This window comes from Anabaena sp. EIM26 (assembly GCF_057568715.1).
Window position 1 is genome coordinate 3,267,733 of the sequence record NZ_CM172472.1, and the last position, 21,704, is coordinate 3,289,436.

General features: G+C 38.5%; 17 protein-coding genes. 6 read left to right on the forward strand and 11 right to left on the reverse strand.

What is annotated here, in order from left to right; genetic code table 11:
* Positions 1-12 precede the first annotated feature (12 nt).
* Both AC012T_RS14210 and sbcC read right to left on the reverse strand, forming a co-directional pair.
* Positions 13-1,932 carry a putative bifunctional diguanylate cyclase/phosphodiesterase gene (locus tag AC012T_RS14210; protein WP_487059261.1) on the reverse strand — a complete coding sequence of 640 codons (1,920 nt, stop codon included), beginning with the start codon at positions 1,930-1,932 and terminating at the stop codon, positions 13-15.
* 328 nt (positions 1,933-2,260) lie between these two features.
* Positions 2,261-5,284 carry an exonuclease subunit SbcC gene (gene sbcC, locus AC012T_RS14215; protein ID WP_487059263.1) on the reverse strand — a complete coding sequence of 1,008 codons (3,024 nt, stop codon included), beginning with the start codon at positions 5,282-5,284 and terminating at the stop codon, positions 2,261-2,263.
* A gap of 473 nt (positions 5,285-5,757) precedes the next feature.
* Between sbcC and AC012T_RS14220 the strand changes: the two genes are divergently transcribed.
* Positions 5,758-6,369 carry a Uma2 family endonuclease gene (locus AC012T_RS14220; RefSeq protein WP_487059265.1) on the forward strand — a complete coding sequence of 204 codons (612 nt, stop codon included), beginning with the start codon at positions 5,758-5,760 and terminating at the stop codon, positions 6,367-6,369.
* Positions 6,370-6,462: 93 nt separating this feature from the next.
* Here AC012T_RS14220 and AC012T_RS14225 read toward each other — a convergent pair whose 3' ends face one another.
* Entirely contained in the window at positions 6,463-6,645 is a 183-nt protein-coding gene (locus tag AC012T_RS14225) for a hypothetical protein (RefSeq protein WP_487059267.1), read from the reverse strand.
* Positions 6,646-6,803: 158 nt separating this feature from the next.
* Between AC012T_RS14225 and AC012T_RS14230 the strand changes: the two genes are divergently transcribed.
* The gene (locus tag AC012T_RS14230; RefSeq protein ID WP_487059269.1) at positions 6,804-9,059 is read left to right on the forward strand and encodes an NACHT domain-containing protein; all 2,256 of its coding nucleotides are present in this window, start codon (positions 6,804-6,806) and stop codon (positions 9,057-9,059) included.
* A 304-nt stretch (positions 9,060-9,363) separates the two neighbouring features.
* Here the strand turns inward: AC012T_RS14230 and AC012T_RS14235 are convergent, their stop codons facing one another.
* Both AC012T_RS14235 and AC012T_RS14240 read right to left on the reverse strand, forming a co-directional pair.
* Entirely contained in the window at positions 9,364-9,849 is a 486-nt protein-coding gene (locus tag AC012T_RS14235; RefSeq protein ID WP_487059271.1) for a hypothetical protein, read from the reverse strand.
* Between the two features lie 98 nt (positions 9,850-9,947).
* Entirely contained in the window at positions 9,948-10,184 is a 237-nt protein-coding gene (locus AC012T_RS14240; protein ID WP_487059273.1) for a hypothetical protein, read from the reverse strand.
* Positions 10,185-10,259: 75 nt separating this feature from the next.
* Here AC012T_RS14240 and AC012T_RS14245 point away from each other — a divergent pair, with 75 nt between their 5' ends.
* Positions 10,260-10,862 carry a DUF3318 domain-containing protein gene (locus AC012T_RS14245; RefSeq protein WP_487059275.1) on the forward strand — a complete coding sequence of 201 codons (603 nt, stop codon included), beginning with the start codon at positions 10,260-10,262 and terminating at the stop codon, positions 10,860-10,862.
* A gap of 23 nt (positions 10,863-10,885) precedes the next feature.
* A complete protein-coding gene (locus tag AC012T_RS14250) occupies positions 10,886-11,224 on the forward strand; it encodes a carbon dioxide-concentrating mechanism protein CcmK (RefSeq protein ID WP_487059277.1) in 339 nt (112 codons plus the stop codon).
* A gap of 79 nt (positions 11,225-11,303) precedes the next feature.
* Here AC012T_RS14250 and AC012T_RS14255 read toward each other — a convergent pair whose 3' ends face one another.
* Positions 11,304-12,158: an Rpn family recombination-promoting nuclease/putative transposase gene (locus AC012T_RS14255; RefSeq protein WP_487059279.1), complete on the reverse strand. Its 855-nt coding sequence runs from the start codon at positions 12,156-12,158 to the stop codon at positions 11,304-11,306.
* 176 nt (positions 12,159-12,334) lie between these two features.
* Here AC012T_RS14255 and AC012T_RS14260 point away from each other — a divergent pair, with 176 nt between their 5' ends.
* Positions 12,335-13,501, forward strand: coding sequence for a pyridoxal phosphate-dependent aminotransferase (locus AC012T_RS14260; protein WP_487059281.1), 1,167 nt, complete (start codon positions 12,335-12,337; stop codon positions 13,499-13,501).
* Positions 13,502-13,553: 52 nt separating this feature from the next.
* Here the strand turns inward: AC012T_RS14260 and AC012T_RS14265 are convergent, their stop codons facing one another.
* Complete coding sequence (locus AC012T_RS14265; RefSeq protein WP_487059283.1) at positions 13,554-15,926, reverse strand: putative PEP-binding protein; 2,373 nt, start codon at positions 15,924-15,926, stop codon at positions 13,554-13,556.
* Positions 15,927-16,096: 170 nt separating this feature from the next.
* On the opposite strand from AC012T_RS14265, the gene AC012T_RS14270 reads away from it, so the two are divergent.
* Positions 16,097-16,555 (forward strand): MgtC/SapB family protein, encoded by a 459-nt coding sequence (locus tag AC012T_RS14270; RefSeq protein WP_487059285.1) that lies wholly within the window; start codon positions 16,097-16,099, stop codon positions 16,553-16,555.
* 204 nt (positions 16,556-16,759) lie between these two features.
* On the opposite strand, the gene AC012T_RS14275 is transcribed toward AC012T_RS14270, so the two are convergent.
* The 4 genes from AC012T_RS14275 to AC012T_RS14290 form a co-directional block, all read right to left on the reverse strand.
* Positions 16,760-17,185 carry a hypothetical protein gene (locus AC012T_RS14275; RefSeq protein WP_487059287.1) on the reverse strand — a complete coding sequence of 142 codons (426 nt, stop codon included), beginning with the start codon at positions 17,183-17,185 and terminating at the stop codon, positions 16,760-16,762.
* Between the two features lie 125 nt (positions 17,186-17,310).
* Complete coding sequence (locus AC012T_RS14280) at positions 17,311-17,559, reverse strand: hypothetical protein (RefSeq protein ID WP_487059289.1); 249 nt, start codon at positions 17,557-17,559, stop codon at positions 17,311-17,313.
* Positions 17,546-18,667, reverse strand: a complete 1,122-nt coding sequence (recF, locus tag AC012T_RS14285; RefSeq protein WP_487066587.1) for a DNA replication/repair protein RecF — start codon at positions 18,665-18,667, stop codon at positions 17,546-17,548. The genes AC012T_RS14280 and recF overlap by 14 nt, the downstream gene beginning before the upstream one ends.
* 110 nt (positions 18,668-18,777) lie before the next feature.
* Positions 18,778-21,636 carry a cation-translocating P-type ATPase gene (locus tag AC012T_RS14290; RefSeq protein WP_487066589.1) on the reverse strand — a complete coding sequence of 953 codons (2,859 nt, stop codon included), beginning with the start codon at positions 21,634-21,636 and terminating at the stop codon, positions 18,778-18,780.
* Positions 21,637-21,704 lie beyond the last annotated feature (68 nt).

A 21,704-nucleotide genomic window follows, 5' to 3' on the forward strand; every position in this document is an offset into this window, starting at 1 on the left:
TGCAAGGGTTTGTTAATTGACATAATTAGATGCAACTACATAAGATTTACTCACCCGTTGTTGTTGATATTTTGTCAGCATGATTGTTGCGTCATCAGCTGATAAAGGATGACTAAACAGATACCCTTGCATAACTTCACATTCAAGAATTCGCAAGATATTCAATTGTTCTTGAGTTTCTACTCCTTCCGCAACTACTGATAAATTCAGTCTATGTGCTAAGGCAATTATGGCTGTGGTAATTGCTGTTTGATTATCACCATTAGCCAAATCACGTACAAAGGACTGATCAATTTTTAAAGAATGGACAGGAAAATCCTTTAAATAACTGAGAGAACAATATCCCGTACCAAAATCATCTATAGATATAAAGACTCCTATATTATCTAATTCCCTGAGAATATGTTGAGTCAATTTTACATCTTGCATGGCAACAGTTTCAGTAATCTCTAATTCTAAATACTTGTGTTCTAATTGTGTTTCTGATAGTACTTGTTCAATTATATTAACTAAGTTCGGTTGCTGAAACTGTCTAGTTGAGAGGTTGACAGCTACTGATAAATGTGGTATTTTAATATTCTCTTGCCAATCTTTGTTTTGTAAGCAGGCAGTTCTTAAAACCCATTCAGAAATTGGTAAAATCAATCCATTTTCTTCAGCAATAGGGATAAAAGTTGCTGGGGGAATTAAACCTAATTCTGGATGTTGCCAACGTAAGAGAGCTTCCATTTTAGTGATTTCACCCGTAGAGCTATTTACCTGCGGTTGGTAAAAAAGTTTAAATTCTTCTCGCTCTAAAGCATGGTGTAAGCTATTTTCTAAAATGAATAATTCTGGCGCTTGAGAATTGATAGCTGTGTGATATAATTTGTAGTGATTACGTCCTTGAGATTTCACACGAGATAAAGCTGCATCAGAATTTTTAATTAGGGTATTTGCATCTTCTCCGTGTTGGGGATAGAGCGAAATTCCAATACTAGGACTAATATTTAAATGGTAATTTTCTATTTCAAATCCTTGTTTAAAAGCTGCAAATATCCGCTTTTGGATGACATCAATATCGTTAATGTCGCTTATTTTTTGTAACAAAATAATAAACTCATCACCACCCCAACGACTGATTATATCATCTGCACGCAGACATTGTTTTAATCGTTGAGCAACCAGTTGTAATAATTTATCACCAATTCCGTGACCTAGACTATCATTAACTTTTTTGAAGCGATCTAAATTCAAAAGACACACTGCTAGGTGATGATTGTGATTAACTTTTTCCAAAGCTGCAATGAGTAAATCATTAAATAATACTCTGTTTGGTAAATTAGTCAAAATATCATGTAACGCTTGATAGCTAATTGTTGCTGATGCTAATTTTTCAGCAGTGATATCACGAAAACTCCAAACTCTCCCAATATTTTTTTCACCGATATGGTGTAGTTGAAAATGAGGCTTAAATATTCTTCCATCTTTAAAAAAAAGGGGATTATGAATTTGTTGATCTGGATGACTATTTAATTCTCTAATTATTGTTAGATAATATCTAGGGGTTTCTAGCTGTTTGAGTGCAAATCTCAATATTTGTCTATGATTACCTGATTTCATTAATAACTCAGGGATGTACCACATCCGCAGAAAATTTTGATTAAAGCTGACAATTTTATTGAGATTATCTAAAATTAAAATACCATCGGTCGTAGATTCTAGAGTTACTTTTTGTAAAGCTAGTGATTTTTCTAATGCAATTTGTATATTTTTGGTTTCAGAAATTTCTCTTTGTAATTTTTCTACCAAAGAGGATTCTTTTATATATTTATTGTGAGTCCGATATTTTTTTTCTTGTTGATTAATGAATTTTGAAACTAGAAATTTTGAAACCCATAAAGCAACAAATTGAATTCCTATACAAGTGATTAGCCCAACCATCAAAGTCATTATATTAGCCTTTTCTCTAGTAGAGTGCTTCTGATTTTATGATTTTTGTATTTTTGATGTTGCATAGTTAATCTCTTTTATTTATACCCTAGTATCGCCTGGTAGAAATAAATATCCAGTGGAAAAAAGTTTAAAAAGCTGATCCATCAATCTTGCTTTCTTGCCTCCTACATTTTTACACCAGCATACGTATTATTACTATTAAATAACTAAAATGTCAAGATAATTAGCAGAAAATACTTATTTTTGATGCTATAAATAAGCAATATATATATGCTATGTAAGTATTGATTACTTAGTTATTAATTTTAGGGAAAAATTGAAAGTATTAAATTAACAAAGATATCTGTGAACCTTGCTGAGTTTTATTAACTTCGATCCGGGCTTGAAAGGCTTCCTTGAGGTGGGGCATATGTGTTACGGTGAGGATACAGGCGAAATCAGCAGCGATCGCATTAATAGAGGCAATCAAGCGATCGCATCCTTCTGTATCCTGAGTACCAAACCCTTCATCTATAATCAATAATTGCAGAGATGCACCCGCTCGCTGCGCTAATAATTTCGCTAAAGCCAAGCGAATTGCAAAATTGATTCTAAACGCTTCTCCCCCAGAATAAGTTTCATAAGCTCGTGTCCCCCTCGCATCAGCAATTAGAATATCTAAAGTATCTATCAACTTGGCATTTTTCTTGCTTGACTTCCCGCTCCTTCCTGCCTTCTGTGTCACAAACTGTACGTGTAATTGATTGGCACTCAACCGCGACAGCAATTGATTTGTCTCAGCTTCCAGTTGCGGTAACACATTTTCAATCATCAAAGCTTGGATACCATTTTTACCAAAAGCTTGCGCTAATTCCTGATAAACCCGCTGCTGCTGCTTGCAAGATTGCAATTGTTCCTGTTCTTGCTCATACTGAATTTGCAGCGTTGCCAATTGATGTATTAACTGTTCTAAACGACCTAAATTAGCGATTTTTTCATCAAGTTCTCGTCTGCGAATTGCTATTTGCTGTTCTAAAGCCTGTATTTGTTCGCTAGGATTAGCTGTTAATTTTAACTGCTCAATAATACTATCAATTTGACTAGCGAGATTTTGCTGATCTGCTAATCTAGTATTTTGAGAACTTGCCAAATCTTGCAATCTCGTTTGTAATTGAGGATATTGTTGCTGTGCAGACAAAAATTGTTGATAACGCAACTGCCAAGATTGAGACTCACGCACAGCTTGACGGATATGATTGTGTTCTTCAGAACTATAACCAAGTTCCGCAAGTTGCACAGTTAAAGCTTCTATTTGTTTAGCAATATCAGAATATGTTTGTTCAGACTGAATTCTCTCTTTCAACTGCTCAATATTAGCTTGCAATTCTGGCTTTCTCGCTGCTAATTGAGTTTGACGCTTAATTGCTTCTTTAATTTGTCCTTGTTTAATTTCTGCCCATCGCCAACGTTCTACTTCATTTCTTGCTAAGGCGTGGTCTTGTTCACTATAATTAAGTTGTTGCAGATATTCATCTAACTGCTGAAGTTCTGCTTGTTTATCGGGTGCATAATTACCTTGCAAAGAACGCTCTAAATGTTCTCGTTCTAAACCAAGTTGTCTTAACTGTTCTTGAATATCTGTAGTTGCTTGTAACTGTGCTGCTAATTGTCCCCGTTTTTCCCGCAAAGAATCATAAACCGCTAATTGTTGCGATATTTCCCGATATTCCTGCCTCAGTATTTGAATTTCTTTATCTGAAACCGCCATTTGTTCTCGCACTACCCAAAATTGTCCTTGGGTATCTTCATACTCAAGTTGGGTTTTTTGGATAACTCGACTCCAGTGATGTTCATCTAAAGGACGTTCGCACAAAGGACATAACGCATCTGGGTTTTGCAGCATTTGCAATTTTTGCTCTAGCTCTGCCAGCAATTTCTCGTAGTCTTTCTGTGTAGTTTGTAACCGCTCTATAAAGTGCCTGCGTTCCTGTCCTTTTTCTTGTACTCTTTGTAAATAAACCCGCTTTTTCTCCAGTTCTTCAATTTGCACACCTACATCCATCACTGCTTGCTGTAGTTGCGGTTGACGACGGTTTTGGTTTTGAAGTTGGTTTTCTGTATTTTGCAGTTGTTCTAGACGTGCTACTAAACTGGCATGGGTGCGATCTAATTGAGTTTGTAAAGTGGCTCTTTGTTGTAACAAAGGATTCACTTGCATTTGCAATTGATCTAAATGAGATAAATGATTGCGTGCGGTAGCTAATTGAGCTAAGGCCGTTTCTACTTCTGGGGATTTGGTGAGAGTTTGTTGAATTTCTCGCTCTTGTTGTTCTAAAGCTTCTAATTGAGCTTGAGATTGTTGTAGTTGACGTTCAAGGGTTTGAATTTGTTTATTTAGTTGTTGTTGCTGTTGTTGTCGTAAGCCAGTAGCTTGAGTATGTTGGGCGAATTTGGTAGCAAAAGCTTCTTCTTGAGATTGCAGACTTTGATATTCTGCATATCCAGACGTAATTTCTGATTCCTGATTGAGAGTAGTTTCTAAATCTGCTAACTGAGATTGTACCGTTAATTGTTCTTTGTGCAAGCGATCGCAATCTTGGCTCAGATTTTGGTATTGTTGTCTCACAAAACTCAACTGCTGTTCCCAGCTTTGACGTTGGTGTTGGACAACTTGCAGACTTTGTAATTGAATATTATCAAAAGCTTGCTGCTGTTGCAGTTTATCTAATTGAACTTCTAGCTCGACTTTTTGCGCTTGTGTCGTCTCCCGCTGTTGGAGTTGAGTTTTAATGTGTTCCAAAGAACGCTCTAACTCTTCCAGTCTGCCTTTATACTGTTTAGAAAAGTCCTTAGCTCGTTCTTCTAATTGATCATATTGATTGAGTTTTAATAACTCCGCTAAAATTTCCTTGCGTTCTGTGGGACGCTTGAGCATGAACTCATCTGCTCGTCCTTGACGTAAGTAAGCCGAATTAATAAAAGTATCGTAATCGAGCTTGATATGTTGTAAGATCACATCCTGAGTTGCTCGTACCCCTTTACCAGTCAGAGGACGAAAACCAGCAGGAGTTTCAATCTGAAATTCGAGTATACTAGTTGCACCCCTAACACGAGTACGAATTACCCGATAAGTTTGTTGGTTATTGTGAAAAGTAAAATCAACTCTGACTTCTTTCGCACCAGAATAAATTACATCATCTTCAACAGTGGCACGGCTTTCACCCCAAATCACCCAAGTGATTGCTTCGAGTAGAGAAGACTTACCCGCACCATTAGAACCACAAATACAAGCCGTATGCAAACCGCCAAAATCTAAAGTTGCATCACGGTAACTAAGAAAATTTTTGAGGATAAGTTGTACAGGAATCATTCAGGCTATATCGCCATATCTAAAATTTTAATAATTAACAGTACAGATGCACTTCTTTGTTAGTTTAGCGATTCAAAGAGCAGGTTTCTAGTCTTAAAGACATCAATTTTACAAAAATTTACAATATCTTGACTTCTTTTTTCACTATTTTATGGTTTGAAGAGAAATCAATCAAGAAAATTTGTAGGTTGGATTGACGTAAGGAAACCCAACAACAACTTTGATAATTTTGGTTTCATTCGCGTCAACCAGCCTACGTAAATGGTGTTGGCGTGAAAATGCTATTCTGAGTAAGTAACGGTCTATTATACTCAAAACGGCTGAATCGTTTGATTCCATAGGTAGGGGTTTAGCAGTGCTAAACCCCTACACATCTAGAAGTTTTCGTAATCTTATCAAAGTTCAAATCTCTACTGTTTTAAGTCTATCAAGCATCAATGCAAACATTGTCAATCTGGGGAGAAACAGCAACAATGACTCAGACTCTACAGAAAGAAGTCACATTAGACGAATTTATCTCCTGGTATCCAGAAAACACAGATCACCGTTATGAGTTGCATGATGGAGTAATTGTGGAAATGCCAAAACCAAAAGGTAAGCATTCCAAACTCGCAGGATTTATCTCTGGTGAGCTATTTGTGGAAATTAAGCGATCGCAATTACCCTTCTTTATACCTAGAGAATGTATCATTAAATCTCTAGACGGGAAATCTGGATATGAACCAGATGTGATAGTTTTAGATGAAGCAGCCCTTGTCAACGAACCAAGATGGGAAGCTGAATCAATTATCACTCAAGGAAATTCAGTCAAATTAATCATTGAAGTTGTCAGTACAAATTGGCGTGATGATTATTTCAAAAAACTAGGTGAGTATGAAGAGTTAGGTATTCCTGAATATTGGATTTTTGATTATTTAGCTTTGGGTGGTAGAAATTTCATTGGTAATCCTAAACAACCGACTATTTCTGTTTATGAATTACTAGAAGGAGAATATCAAGTTACTCAATTCCGGGGAAATGAAACCTTAAAATCGCCGACATTCCCAGAACTGAATTTGACTGTTGAGCAGATTTTTCAGCTTTGATGACTATAGTTATTTTTAAAGGCTAATGGAACCATATATGTTGTAGAGACGATACATAGAACGTCTCTACATTATTTTGCGGAGATATCTTTTCTAATTGCCCTTTGAACGAGGTATTAATAAACCGATATATGTACCGACAGCAAACTTAGTTAAATCCATAAATTGAGGACGGCTTTTTTCGTCGATAACAGCGAGAGTTAAAGAACCAATCACCATAATTAGGGTGACAGCAGCTAAAACATCTTCTCTAGAAGGAAATTTCTTATTTAACATTGACCGATTCCCCAATCATTTATTTACATCTCTAGATTGACAGGTGAATGGTTGCAATCGAGTTGCAGCAAGGTTTGTGATCTGAGTGACTTGTGTATGCGGAAAGGATGAATTACCAAATTGGCGGTTAAAATCAGTAAAAGTGCTGTGGTTAGATTATGATGGGTCGTTCCCTTTCCTGTTCTCCAGAAGGTATCCAAAAAGCAAAAAAGGCTTTAATCCGCTTTTCGTTAACTCAAAAGGCATTAGCTGAAGAGTTAAACGTCACTCGTCAACCAATTGGTAAATTCTTGACAGGTAAAACAGTTGACCGTAATCTCTTTGTCCAAATTTGCGAAAGGTTAGAACTGGACTGGGAACAGGTAGTTACTCAAGTCAACGAACCAGAAACAGAAGCAAATCAAGAAAACAGCATTGATATAGATACCCTTGTCCAAGAAGTACGCACCAAGATAAAACCCCTCATTCAAGAACGCTGCGGCACAATGCGAGTGCTAGATATGACGAAGCCAATAGGTTTAAATGATATCTACACTAGCGTCAACATTTTAGAAACAATCACTGGAAGACAACGACTAAAAATTGAAGACTTATTCCAGCAATGTACTAAAGAAGATTTTGACCGCTTTGGAATGGGGAAAATTAGTATCGAGAGAGTACCTGGACTGGACGCAGTGAAGGAACATCCCAAGTTGATGATTTTGGGAAAGCCAGGTGCAGGTAAAACTACATTTTTGAAATATTTAGCAATTCAATGTATCGAGGGTGTATTTCATTCCCATCTTGTGCCGATTTTTGTCACTCTCAAAAACTTTGCCGAAGCGGATAATACACCAAGCTTATTAAAATTTATCATTGCAGAAGGGTCAATTAGATATTTTAGTTCTCAGGATGCAGAAAAATTATTAACTCAAGGGAGAATATTGATTCTACTTGATGGTTTAGATGAGGTTAGAGAAGAAGATAACAACCGCATTTTAAAAGAAATTAATAATTTTTCCAGAGATTTTCAGCAAAATCAATTTGTGATGACTTGTCGCATTGCTGCGAAAGAATACACTTTTGAGAAATTCACAGAGGTAGAAGTTGCTGATTTTGATAATGAACAAATTGCTACTTTTGCAACTAACTGGTTTAAAAATAAGCCTGTCAAACCAGAGAATTTTATTAAACACATTGAAAATAATAAACCTATTCAAGAACTAGCCTCTAGTCCCTTACTTCTTACTTTACTATGTTTAGCATTTGAAGAATCAGGAGATTTTCCCGCAAATCGTTCTGAGTTATACAAAGAAGGACTGGATGCACTGCTAAAAAAATGGGATGCCAAGCGGGGTATTCAACGTGAAAAGATTTACAAAAAACTATCAGTGCAACGCAAGGAAGACTTGCTAAGTAAAATTGCTTTGACTACCTTTGATGGTAGTGAATATTTCTTCAAGCAGAAAGCAGCAGAACAATACATCATAGAATATATTAGAAATTTACCAGATGCCAATAATGACCCAGAAGCATTGCAACTGGATAGTGAAAAAATTCTCAAATCAATTGAAGCTCAACATGGATTATTAGTAGAAAGAGCAAAAGGTATTTATTCTTTTTCTCATTTGACATTTCATGAATATTTCACAGCTAGAGAATTTGTAATTGTCAAACAGTCATCAGATGATGCTTTACAAAGTCTGGTTAATCATTTTACTGAAAAACGCTGGCGGGAAGTTTGTTTATTAGCCGTGGGGATGTCACCTAATGCCGACCGTTTATTGCTATTAATGAAGGATACAATTGATGAATTAGTAAGTAAGGATCAGAAGTTACAGCAGTTTCTCATCTGGGTAAAAAATAAGTCTCTTTCCGTTCAGGTTTCTTACAAATCAGCAGCAGTTAGAGCTTTCTATTTTGGCCTCTCCCTCGACCTCTCCCTCTCCCTGGACCTCTCCCTCTCCCAATCCCTCGACCTCTCCCTCGACCTCTCCCTCTCCCTCTCCCTCTCCCTCTCCCTCTCCCTCTCCCTCTCCCTCCCCCAATCCCTCGACCTCTCCCTCGACCTCTCCCTCTCCCGATCCCTCTCCCTCGACCTCTCCCTCAACCCAGAAATCAGAAATTCTCTACAACAACTGAAAGAGCAACTACCAAATATAAACGAAGATAAAGAAGCTTATAAAAATTGGTGGCGAACTAATGGTAAAGATTGGACTGAAGAATTAAAAAATGTTATGATTAAACATCGCAATATTGGTCATGATTGGCAATTCAGCAAAGAACAAAAAGGATTACTACAACAATATTATGATTCCAATAAATTATTAGCAGATTGCTTAAATAGTGATTGTTATGTCAGCCGTGATGTACGCCAGTATATAGAAGACACTTTATTATTACCCTTTGCAGAAATAGAACCCTATAAAAGATAAACTAATCGCAGAGGCGCAGAGACAGAAAAGAAAAGGTCAAAAAATTCGGTGCAGCCTCACAAAGAAATTGTATTAGGCAAAAAACACCGATTTCAAAAAACTAAGGTTGTGAAATACCCAGGACTCGCCATTTTTCCCGACTTAGAAAGAAACTAATATTATTAGTATTAGTGCAAGTGAGTCCAGTTCTTTGGGAAACGCACTTAAAACCACCATTATTCCAAATTTGACCGTAAGCAAGAATAGATTTATTAGGGACATGGTTTGCAACTTACGACGATGATCTGAGGTGGCGACAGGCGATTTATGCAGTAACTAAAGATTCATCTTCTTCCCAGGTAAACAAAGGTTCAAGTTCACCTGATTCATAAAAAGTGATTGCAGCTATTAAGCATTGGGGTAAATTAACACAAATTTTCGCAGGATAATTTCCTTCTTGTCCACCCACCGTTAATTTTTGAATATCGTTATTTGTATTTATTAATGCTTGATAAAAAATAGATAAATTGATTTTTTGAGCAGAAGTATGTGATTTAGATATATCAACCTGACGCAAGAGAGAATAAAAAATCTCGTTATCTAAAGTAGTCGTCACAACATATTTACCTGCATTACCTCCACCAATCATCATATAACTTTCATCATCAGCTTCTAAACTGACTAACGTTTTAGTGCTACCATCTAATTCACAAATAGCTGTTTTGATTTGTTGCCAACTGGGATTTTCAATGCAATTTTCTTCATTTCTGTTTCCTGTCCAGTTGTCTGTATATAATTTGGTTACAAACATTATTTACTCCTTGTTTTTGGAGGTGTAACTTTAATTGTTTTACTACCACTGGGAGTAATAATTTATAATTCTTCACCCGCTGACGCGGGCTACACAACCTACTTGAAATCTGTCGGTGGCCTGTCATTACTCCAAGCCCACCAAACATGACCACAATGACAATGGTAGAATTCTTGCCACTTGCGACGATGATCTGCGGTGCTGACAGGCGATCGCCTATTTAGCCAAACTTCTACCGCTTCGCGACTACTGGAGTGACATTTGGGGCAGCAAAATTCATAAGCGTGAATAGCCTGATGTGTCCATTCTGGTGGAGTGGGAGCAAAAGCATCCATATAATTAAAATCTTTGCAGTGAAGTCTTGGTAGTAATTTAATATACAAATATTATTATGCCTAAAAACAGACACGATGGAGCCAAATATTGAAATTCGCCGTTTGTTAGATGTGATGCCGGCTTCTGGACGCATGATGACCAAAATCGTCAGTAAACCAGAGCAAAAAAAGGTCATAGATGCGGCTTTTCCCTTACCCTGGAATCGAGAACGCCCGATATATATTAATTTCGATTTGTGGCGACGTTTAACTAAACCGCAACGGGATTTGCTACTGCTACATCAAGTTAGTTGGTTGACTGGGGTGAAGTGGATAAAACCAGATATTTATCAAGGTGTGGTTTTAGCAGGGTTATTAGGTGGAGTGGTGGAAGTTGCACAATCTGATGTGGTTGGTGTCGCTATCGCTGGGGGATTAAGTGCTGTCGCTGGGGTACGGATATGGCGCATGAATCAATCACAAGAGTCAGAAATAACCGCCGATAAAACCGCCCTTCTCATTGCCCAAAGACGCAATTATTCAGAAACAGAAGCCGCCCAGCATTTGTTAACCGCCATCGAGACGGTAGCCAAGATAGAAGGACGTTCTGGTTTAGACTTTAACGAATTAATTCGTTGTCAAAACTTGAGAGCTATTTCAGGTTTATCACCCGCAGGTATTCCAGAAAATTATCAATAGATTTGAATAGGAGTAAAACGAAATTGACATTAGCATTGGGCATGATAGAAGTATACGGAGTTCCCGCAGCAGTGGAAGCAGCAGACGCAATGTGTAAAGCTGCCCGTATCACTTTTGTTGGTTATGAAAACACCGATTTAGGAAGAATTACGATTTTAATTCGTGGTGATATCGGTGAAGTGAATATGGCAGTAAATCAGGGATTAGAATCGGTTTTAAAAGTTAATGGTGGTGAAATACTTTCCCATCACATTATTCCCCGTCCCCATGAAAATTTAGAATATGTTTTACCAATTCATCAAAGTGCAAATATTGCCCAATTGAATTATGATATCCGCTTTCCTACCCCACTGAGTAGTTAGAATTCACTATAATTAGATACTTTATTTGTAAATATTAACTAATTTAAGGGTTTAGCATTGCTAAACCCCTACCATGAAGTTAGTTTTCAACTGCTGCTAACCAAACTTGTAAATCATTTAAACTGCTAAAATCTAACAATGCTTCACTCAAATTTTCCATTACAGGTAAAGGTAAAGCAGAAATAGAATTGCGTATTTCTTTTGGTAATTCTCCAAAACGTTTTGTTAACTGTCTAATAACTAGATTTAAAGTTGCTTGTTGTAGTCCTTCTTCTCGTCCTTCTTGTTTAATTTCTCTATAAGCGCGACTTCTTTCTAGTGAAATTCCCAGCATGACTTCAACCTCCCTTAATGTAAGTTGTTCAAATTTGTACATCATTATCGTCGTGATCATTTCTATTATGACCTGACTTGATAAAGATGACATTTCTTGATTAGTTTTTGTTAACAAATACCTGGCTGCTTCTTGTGCTTGACTCTCCTCTAGAGTTGTCAGTACCATTAATGCTACCCATACAGGTAATTGGTGAATATCTCCCAACTCATCTAAGTATATTCTATGTACTTGGTCACTGTTTAGCAATGCCCGATGAGGGTAAATATCACCTTGTTCTGTGTTGCGAGATGGATAAATTACTACTGCTTGCCAATCGCTAAATCTATTCCGGTTACGGTAGAAATATAAATGAGATTCGGCAAATACTCTTTCATAAAGTTGTTCATCTTTTTGAAATTGTACCTCACAAAAATATACTATTCCCGGACTATCATTTTCCGGCGGTAAGAATACACCATCAATTTCAAATTTAGGTTCTTTTACTGCGACAGAATCAAATCTATAATTATCTGCATTCTTTGGTGGTTGTGCTAATAGTTGAAATAGCACAGATGGATATTGTTGGAATAGTTTATAAAAAATAGAATCTCTACGCATGAAGCACCCTATATATTCAATCTTTTAATAAATGTTGATCTTCTTGAATAAGATACCACACATACCTATTATTTTTTATAATATAGAATTTAGAATTCCTATATACTATATATAGTGAGCATTGCCCACCATATACCATTTTATCTAAGTCTTGTAATATTTACGAATTAAGAATTATGAATTCCCCATTTTCTCGTATGAATGCGATCCAATCGCCAATTATTCCAGTTGTTGGAGAACTTATTAAAAACTCTCCCGGTACAATTTCTCTCGGACAAGGTGTAGTTTACTATAGCCCACCAATGGAAGTAATAGAACTATTACCAAAATTCCTCGCTGAACCCACAAATCATCTTTATAAAGCAGTTGTAGGTATTCCCGAATTAATCACAGTATTAACAGCCAAGTTATCAAATTTTAATGGCATTGATATTAATGAAGAAAATTGTATTGTTGTCACAGCGGGCAGCAATATGGGTTTTATGAATGCCATTTTAGCAATTACTTCTCCAGGTGATGAAATTATATTAAATACACCATACTATTTCAATCATGAAATGGCGATAAAAATGGCGGGTTGTCATCCGGTATTAGTGGAAACAGATGAAAATTATCAATTAGTTCCTGAAGCAATAGCTCAAGCAATTACGCAGAAAACCCGCGCTGTCGTTACAATTTCGCCGAATAATCCCACAGGGGTAGTTTATTCAGAAACAGCATTAAAACAAGTTAATGAAATTTGTCGGGAACGAGGTATTTATCATATTAGTGATGAAGCCTATGAATATTTTACCTATGATGGAGTAAAACACATTTCCCCTGGTGCATTTTTGGGAAGTAGTGAATATACAATTTCGCTTTATAGTCTTTCTAAAGCTTACGGTTTTGCTAGTTGGCGTATTGGCTATATGGTGATTCCCCAACACCTGCTAAATGCTGTGAAAAAAGTACAAGATACGATTTTGATTTGTCCTCCTGTGGTTTCCCAATATGCTGCTGTAGGGGCATTACAAGCAAAAGACGACTACTTAAGAGATCATATCAGAGCGATCGCACAAGTTAGACAACTAGTTTTAAACACACTCAGTCAACTCCAAGGTGTATGTACCATTACCCCCGCAGACGGTGCTTTCTACTTTTTCTTGAAAGTGCATACCCAAATAGATGCTTTTGAATTAGTTAAAAGATTAATTCAAGAACATCAAGTAGCAGTTATCCCCGGTACTACATTTGGCATGAAAGACGGTTGTTATTTACGCGTTGCTTATGGTGCATTGCAACAAGAAACAGCAAAATTAGGGATAGAAAGATTAGTTAAAGGCATAAAATCAATTATATCTTGAATGAGTAGCTATATTTCAGCAACCAAATTTGAATAAGTCTGTCTTATAATTTTTAATTGCCCAGTTGCCTGCGTGCTGCTGCTAAAATTAACCGATGTTCTGCACGAGCGATCGCACTATATGTCCTTTCCACCGCTTCCGGTTCCACTGAAATAGAAGTAATACCCCATTCTACCAATTTATCAATAATCTCTGGATACAGTGCTGGTGCTTGACCGCAGATTGAACAAGGAATCCCCCCAGCTTTGGCTGTTTTAATCAATTGAGCGATCGCACCCATAACCGCTGGATGACGCTCATCAAATATATTTGCTAGTTCTCCTTGCTCTCTATCCACCCCTAACATTAATTGCGTGAGGTCATTGGTGCCAATAGAAATACCTGCCACACCTGCTTTAATATATTCTGGCAATAAAAACAGCACACTTGGTACTTCTGCCATTATCCATAATTGAAAAAAGGAATTCTGGGTTAAACCAGCTTGCTCAACTTTATGCCGACAAAATACAAATTCTTCCACAGTCCGCACAAAAGGCAACATTAAATTTATATTACTATAACCGCTTTTTTGTACAGCCTTCAAAGCCTTTAATTCTAATTCAAAAATTGCGGGATTGCGTACATAACTTAAAGCCCCATGTTCACCAAGCATTGATTGTGATGAAGATTGTTTATTATCACTTAATGAAGGTAAATCTTGGGTTCTCCAATCCAAAGACCGATATAAAACCGGACGTGGTGCAAAAGCCCGCGCAAATTTTTTAATCTGCTCAGATAAAGTTTCTAATAATTCTGTTTGTCTGCCACCCAAAAGCCAAGCATGAGGATTTTGTCCCTCCAAAATATTCAATATCATCAATTCTGAACGTAACAATCCCACACCATCTACAGGTAAATTTTGGACTTTTTCAATCAGGTTAGGCTGACTGAGATTAACTAATAGTTGAGTAGCAATCATGGGTAAGTGTTTAGCATTGCTAAATCCGTACTGAGACTGTTGTGACTTATCATCCTGTGGTGCAGTGGTGTTTTTGGGTAATGAGATTTTCTCACCATCTCCCCATATTTCCACCTCACCATCAAAAACTTTATCACCCTCTCCTCTGCTACGATAAACCTCTCCTCTCTCACCATCAAGCAATATTAGTTCACCAGTTTGAATCAGGTTAGTAGCATTTGTGGCGTTGACTACAGCCGGAATACCCAATTCTCTAGACAAAATTGCCCCATGACTTGTTAGTCCACCTCTTTCTGTAATAATTCCCGCTACCTCATGTAATAAAGGCAACCAATCAGGTGTGATTGCTGGTGCAATTACAATCACGCCTTTGGGGATTTGCGCTGGTTTGGGCTGGGAACTCACAATCACATAAGCATTAGCCTGCACACGTCCCCTAGCAGCCCCTATGCCTTTGAGGAAGTGTAAGCTGGGGATTACAGATGGAAGGGTACTAACTTGAGTGATGTAGAGTTTGGGGTCTGAAGTTGCTTCGGTAATTGTCCACTTCATTGTTAACTTTGCACCTAGTTCACTCACTAGTTGATTACCTAAAATAATTACTTGTTGTAAGTGATTTTCTGATAAAGCATACTGTTTTTGTTGATATTCACTCAGTAGAGAGACAAGCAAACAATTGTTATCTGTAAGGGATTCCCCTGTAGTGACAGATGTAGAATCATGAACATAATAAGCAAGAATTTTATTTCCTAATTGTTGTTCTTTGACAACTCCTGTTTTTTCGTGGATATAGTGAACATCTGGTAATACTTCACCATTGGTAATTGCTACTCCTAATCCACAAGCGGCCTCAATTTCTGAGCTTAAGGCGTTAGCGTTGAATAAACCAGAAGCGATCGCATTTTCAACTGGTTGTACCAACACCGCTAAATTAATTTTTTGTAAATTAATACCTACACTCTGCCAATATAGTAGACTTCTGGCACGAAACAACTGACTCCACACAGCCTTTAATGCTTGAGCGATCGCTTCCTCATTACATAAACAAAACACCGACTCCAGCAAGCCAGAAATATTTCCCACCGCCTGGGTAACAGATGATACCGCTAATGTTGGACGCAAAATTAAACATTTCTTTTCCCACATTCTCGCAGCCTCAAAAATCGTACTCACCCAATGCTGTGGCACATGAGCCGAAATAATTTCCTCCCGCAAGCGACCAGCCACCTGTTGAAGTTGTTGCCAATTAGCTACATCCAAATGCAGGGAAGAATAGGGCAAATCAGCTACTAAAGACTCTGAACTATTGAGGGTTTCTAGAAATTGCCGCCAAACATCTGCCGAAACTACAAAACCAGGCATTACTGGATAGCCCCGCTGCATAATTCTGCTCAAATAAAACGCTTTATCACCAACTTTGGCGCGGTCTTGTAATTTAATTTGGTCAAGCCAGTAGAGTTGTTCCACTCAATTATTTAGGTGTCAGTTGTGGAGTTGCAATTATTATTATCTACCGATGAGTAGCTGTTTCACCCATCAAAGAAGCGATCGCCAAAATATCTTACTCCTTTAACCACATTATCAGGCACTCAATTTAGTTTAAAGTAGTTATAGCATTATTTATACAACCGACATCATTGATAACCTCTTACTACATTGCCAGCAATGATTGGGTAAATATCTGCTTTCGACTATGTTTTGCATTGTTGATGGGTGGAATGATCGGCTTGGAACGTCAACTGAGAGACAAACCAGCAGGTTTACGAACTCATATGTTAGTAACTTTGGGTTCAGCCATATTTACTATTATTGCTATCCAAATAGGTGGAAAAGACATAAATCCCGATGCTCTTAGTCGTGTTATTCAAGGTATTGCTGCCGGAGTGGGCTTTCTCGGTACGGGAGAAATTTTGCGTTCATCTTCTCAACAACCTAAATTAGCAGAAATTCATGGACTTACTTCTGCGGCAGCTATATGGGTTGCAGCATCTTTAGGCATTGCTTCTGGGTGTGGTTTATGGCAGCTAGGATTAATTGGTGCTGTGTTGACGGTTGTGGTTCTCAATCTTGTTAAAAAAGTAGAAAAATCTCATTAGTCAAACGGAAGAATTCAGGAGTTCGGAGTTCGGAGTTCGGAGTCAGGAGTCAGGAGTCAGGAGTCAGGAGTCAGGAGTTCGGAGTTCAGAGTTCGGAGTCAGAAAGAAAGAAGGAAGGAAGGAAGAATATTTTTCTGGTTCTGTTCCCTATTCCCTATTCCCTGCCCATACCAATCAATTCTCAACTCAAATAAAATCGCTATATTAGTCATTTGTAAAAGTAAACAATGTCAATGCCTTGGCAAAAATTTCTTCATCTGCTCTTGTTTGAAGAATTGATTTTACTATATTAATAAATTCAATATCAGATATATCATCATTGTTTATAGTTTTACTAGCCGCATAAAAATTAACATCATCAACAGATAATTCATTAGTCACACCTGTTTGTAATTTAGTATTATCAATATGCCAAGAAAGGGACTTACCACGTAATGTGAATTGAAACCAGATAATTTGCTCATCTTTTAATTCCAAAAAAATATCAAAATAAGGTTCTCCTCCTTGTAACCAAATTTTTACTGTATTTGCTTGTAGACAAGGTTTCAGTAGCCTTGGTTCAATAGTTCTCAATGATGCACTTAATGATGCAATCTCGTCTTGATCTACAAAATAATTTCTGTGATTCATTTCTAAACTAGTTACCGGATAATTTAAGAATACAATTACCAAAAATAGAGAGAGAAACCTCAAATTCTTTATTTATAGCAACGAACAAGGTGGTGAAGACATCAATAAATGATAAAAATCTTCTATCAAATGGTTTTACTAATGGATGAGTATGAATTACTATAAATATGTAAGGATTCAGGATACAGAATGTTTGATATGCCAAGGAATAGGTAATAGGGAACAGAAGAGAAAAATATTCTTCCTTCCTTCCTTCTGACTCCTTCCTTCCTTCTTTCTGACTCCTGACTCCTGACTCCTGACTCCTGACTCCGAACTCCGAACTCCGAACTCCGAACTCCTGACTCCTTACATAAATATTTACACCGACTCACTTATTTCTCCTGCTTGCACAAAGAGAATTTGCGAATACTTTAACCACTGAGAGTCAAAAGAACCCAAATGAGTAGTAGTAATTAAGGTTTGGAAACGGTCTTGAATGGCATCAAGCAATTGATTTTGGCGTGATGGATCTAATTCTGCTAAGACATCATCTAGTAAAAGTAAAGGAGGCTCTTGGACGACTTCTTCAATTAATTGTAATTCCGCTAATTTTAAAGCCAGAACTAATGTTCGTTGCTGACCTTGGGAGCCATATTGGCGAGCAGGTGTTTGGTTAATAATTAATTCTACTTCATCACGGTGTGGTCCGACTAAAGTAGTACCTCGATGCGATTCAGCCACAGAACGCTGTTGAATTTTAGCTAAAAAAGCTTGTTGGACTGCTTCGGGGTGATTGTTGGAGAGAGGGACATTAGGTGCATAGTTGATTTGCAAAAATTCTGTACTTCCGCTAATACTAGTGTGCCATGCAGCGGCGATGGGTGCTAATTTTTGGATAGCTCTTTCCCTTCTGATAATTACCCTTGTTCCTGTGGTAACTAACTGTGCATCCCAGATTGCTAATTCTGATTGTAGCAATTTAACAGGCTTGTCTATATGACGTTTTAAAAAAGCATTGCGTTGACGTAAGACCTGGTTATATTGCTGCAAAATGTGAGCATAAACTGGTTCGAGTTGAATTAAGAGTGTATCTAACCAATTACGACGACTTTCGGGGCTACCGCGTACTAGTTCTAAATCTAAGCTGGAAAACTCAACTGCATTGATAACACCAAGAAAGTCCATTTGTCGGCGAAATATTTCGCCATTAATAGCGACGCTACGACGAGTATGACGGCGAAGGGTGAGGGTTAATTCACTGATACCTGCGGCTCGTTCTAGGGTGGCGTTGATTTGGGCTACAGCTTCCCCATCCCTAATTAAATCACGATCGCGTGCCATGCGATGCGATCGCAATGTGGCTAACAACTCCACTGCCTCCAACAAATTCGATTTTCCCTGAGCATTATTACCCACCAAAATTGTTTTGGCAGCATTAAACTCAACCTTTTGGTCTTGGTAATTACGAAACTGTCGGAGGTGTAGGGTTTTCAGATACATAAAGTTGGGTAATGGGTCATGGGTCATAGGTCATGGGTCATGGGTCATGGGTCATGGGTAAGAGTTTCTTCCAATCACCAATCACCAATCACCAATCACCAATCACCAAATTAAACAGTCTTTTTACCTATCAAGCGGAAAAATATTTTTTCTCCTTCAATCCAAACAAACATTAAGGCGCTAAAACCGACACAAATTCCTAATTCCGAGAGACTTAATTCATGAGTACCAAAGAAATCTCTCAGGGGTGGTACGTAAACTAACATCAACTGCAAAATCGTTGTTACAACCACAGAACCTAGTACAAAAAGATTAGAGAAGGGATTCATCTCAATTGTGAGTTGGTTGTTAGAACGAATTGCGATCGCATGACCCATTTGGGCAATACACAAAGTAGTAAATACCATTGTTTTCCAAGTATCAGGATCGCCCGGATACCCTGCTGCATGGGTGTGATTATAAGCCCAAGACATCAACGCAATAGAAATGACGGCAAACACAATCCCAATCCGAACCATATAAGCACCTAACCCTCTAGCAAAAATACTTTCGCGGGGACTAAAAGGTGGGCGTTGCATGACATCTGGTTCTGGGGGTTCTACAGCTAATGCCAAAGCTGGCAAACCATCCGTGACTAAGTTCATCCAGAGAATTTGCAACGGTGTGAGAGGAACACCTCCTAAGCCAATTAAAGGTGCAGCCGCAATGGTGAGAACTTCGCCAATATTACTACCCAAAATGTATTTAATAAAACGGCGAATGTTGGTGTAAACCACTCTACCTTCTTTGGTAGCGGCAACTATGGTGGCAAAGTTGTCATCTAGTAATACCATATCGCTGGCTTCTTTGCTCACATCTGTACCTGTAATGCCCATAGCGATGCCTATATCAGCTTGCTTGAGGGCAGGGGCATCGTTGACACCATCACCTGTCATAGCCACAAATCGACCACGACGTTGCAGTGCTTGGACAATTCTCAGTTTGTGTTCTGGGGAAACTCTGGCGTAAATACTGACTAAATCAACTTGTTCTTCTAGTTCTTGGTCAGTCATGCGTTGCAATTCTTGACCAGTCAGAACTCTAGCATCGGCATCAGCTATTCCTAAATCTATTGCGATCGCTCGTGCTGTTAATTGATGATCGCCAGTAATCATAATGGGGCGAATCCCAGCTTGCCGACATTCTGCCACAGATGCCCTGACTTCCGGGCGTGGCGCGTCCAACATTCCCACTAAGCCCAACCATACCAAATCGTTTTCAGATGTGTCTTCTGAGGCTTCTGGTGGCACTTCTGCTAGAGGTTTGTAGGCAAAACCTAATACCCTTAAACCTTGACTCGCCATTTGGTCATTTGCTGCCAAAATTTGAGCGCGTCGTTCTTTGTCAATGGGGATTGAGGTATTACCCACATAAATCTCAGTACAACGTGCCAAGGTTAATTCTGGGGAACCTTTCGTAAACATTAAATATTGTTCAGATTCTAAAAATCCCGCAATTACTGGGTCAACCCCATTCATCGTCGGTTCACCTGTGGCCACTGCTTCTGCTTGACAAATTACACTCATGCGCTTCCGTTCTGAAGAAAAGGGAAACTCAGATACACGGGGTAATTTACTTTGCCACTGGTCTTTTTCAATCCCGGCTTTTCCTGCCAATGTTACCAAAGCGCCTTCTGTGGGGTCGCCCAAAATAGCCCATTCACCGGCTTCTTTTTGCAGCACCGAGTCGTTACACACAGCGCAAGCAACTAGCAAAGCTGAAATTTCTGGATTTTCATCTAGATCAATGTTTTGTCCATCTAACTGAAAATCTCCTGTGGGAGTATAACCTTCTCCGGTGACCCGGAAAGTTTTTTGATTGGTATAAACTGACTGCACCACCATTTTGTTTTGAGTCAAAGTCCCGGTTTTATCGGAACAAATGGTAGTGACAGAACCTAATGTTTCTACCGCTGGGAGTTTGCGAATCAAGGCCTGGTGGCGTACCATGCGCTGAGTTCCTAGGGCTAGGGTAACGGTAATTACAGCAGGTAAACCTTCAGGAACTACAGCCACAGCCATACTCAGGGAAACTTCTAGCAAATCTTGTAAGTTGCTAAAACCTCTGGCTTGGATAATACCACCGACTACGACAATTGCCACGAGTATCAAAGAACCCGATACCAGCACATTACCCAATTGAGTCATGCGCTGCTGTAGGGGTGTAGGTTCACTGTCCACCGACTGCAACATAGCGGCAATTTTGCCTAATTCTGTTGTCATGCCAGTGTTGGTAACAAGAACTTTAGCCCGTCCTTGGACTACTTCGGTTCCTTGAAAAACTAAATTAATGCGATCGCCTAAAGCCGTATCTTCTGGTAACGTTAGTATTGCTTGCTTATTAACAGCTTCAGCTTCGCCAGTCAGTGCAGATTCTCGTACCTGCAAGTTTGATTGTTCTATTAAGCGCCCATCAGCAGCTATTTGCACACCAGCTTCTAGTAGCATTACATCCCCAGGTACTAAATCTTTCCCTGCTACATCTGCCAGCTTACCGTTACGGATAATGCGGACTAAGGGAGAGGATAGTTTTTTCAGGGCTGCTAAGGCTTTTTCAGCACGGCTTTCTTGCACGTAGCCCAAAATACCATTGAGGACAACAATCGCCATAATCGCAATTGTGTCTTTAAATGGCACCTCACCAACTTTTAATGTACCTTGTCGCAACGCCCAAAAATCTAAAAAACCAGAAATGAGAGCTACACCAATCAGCATTAACAACATGATGTTTGTAAACTGATCTAGTAAAATCTCCCAAGGACTACGGCCACCATGTTCTTCTAGTTCATTGGTTCCGTATTTTTGCAAACGTTGTTCAACTTCTTGAGGTGTTAAGCCACGGTCTGCGTTACTATCAAGCAGGTCTAAAGCTTTATCAACCTCCAAACTATGCCAAACTGCGGCACCTTCAGGTAAAGAATGAGCAGACATCGTGTAAGTCACAGGAAATGGTTACAAAATTCGATCATAATTGAGTGGTGGCAGGAAAACCATCAACT

Coding starts and splice junctions, on each gene's coding strand:
- AC012T_RS14210 (WP_487059261.1), bottom strand. CDS start 1,932: ATGACTTTGATGGTTGGGCTAATCACTTGTATAGGAATTCAATTTGTT.
- sbcC (WP_487059263.1), bottom strand. CDS start 5,284: ATGATTCCTGTACAACTTATCCTCAAAAATTTTCTTAGTTACCGTGAT.
- AC012T_RS14220 (WP_487059265.1), top strand. CDS start 5,758: ATGACTCAGACTCTACAGAAAGAAGTCACATTAGACGAATTTATCTCC.
- AC012T_RS14225 (WP_487059267.1), bottom strand. CDS start 6,645: ATGTTAAATAAGAAATTTCCTTCTAGAGAAGATGTTTTAGCTGCTGTC.
- AC012T_RS14230 (WP_487059269.1), top strand. CDS start 6,804: ATGATGGGTCGTTCCCTTTCCTGTTCTCCAGAAGGTATCCAAAAAGCA.
- AC012T_RS14235 (WP_487059271.1), bottom strand. CDS start 9,849: ATGTTTGTAACCAAATTATATACAGACAACTGGACAGGAAACAGAAAT.
- AC012T_RS14240 (WP_487059273.1), bottom strand. CDS start 10,184: ATGGATGCTTTTGCTCCCACTCCACCAGAATGGACACATCAGGCTATT.
- AC012T_RS14245 (WP_487059275.1), top strand. CDS start 10,260: ATGGAGCCAAATATTGAAATTCGCCGTTTGTTAGATGTGATGCCGGCT.
- AC012T_RS14255 (WP_487059279.1), bottom strand. CDS start 12,158: ATGCGTAGAGATTCTATTTTTTATAAACTATTCCAACAATATCCATCT.
- AC012T_RS14260 (WP_487059281.1), top strand. CDS start 12,335: ATGAATTCCCCATTTTCTCGTATGAATGCGATCCAATCGCCAATTATT.
- AC012T_RS14275 (WP_487059287.1), bottom strand. CDS start 17,185: ATGAATCACAGAAATTATTTTGTAGATCAAGACGAGATTGCATCATTA.
- recF (WP_487066587.1), bottom strand. CDS start 18,667: ATGTATCTGAAAACCCTACACCTCCGACAGTTTCGTAATTACCAAGAC.
- AC012T_RS14290 (WP_487066589.1), bottom strand. CDS start 21,636: ATGTCTGCTCATTCTTTACCTGAAGGTGCCGCAGTTTGGCATAGTTTG.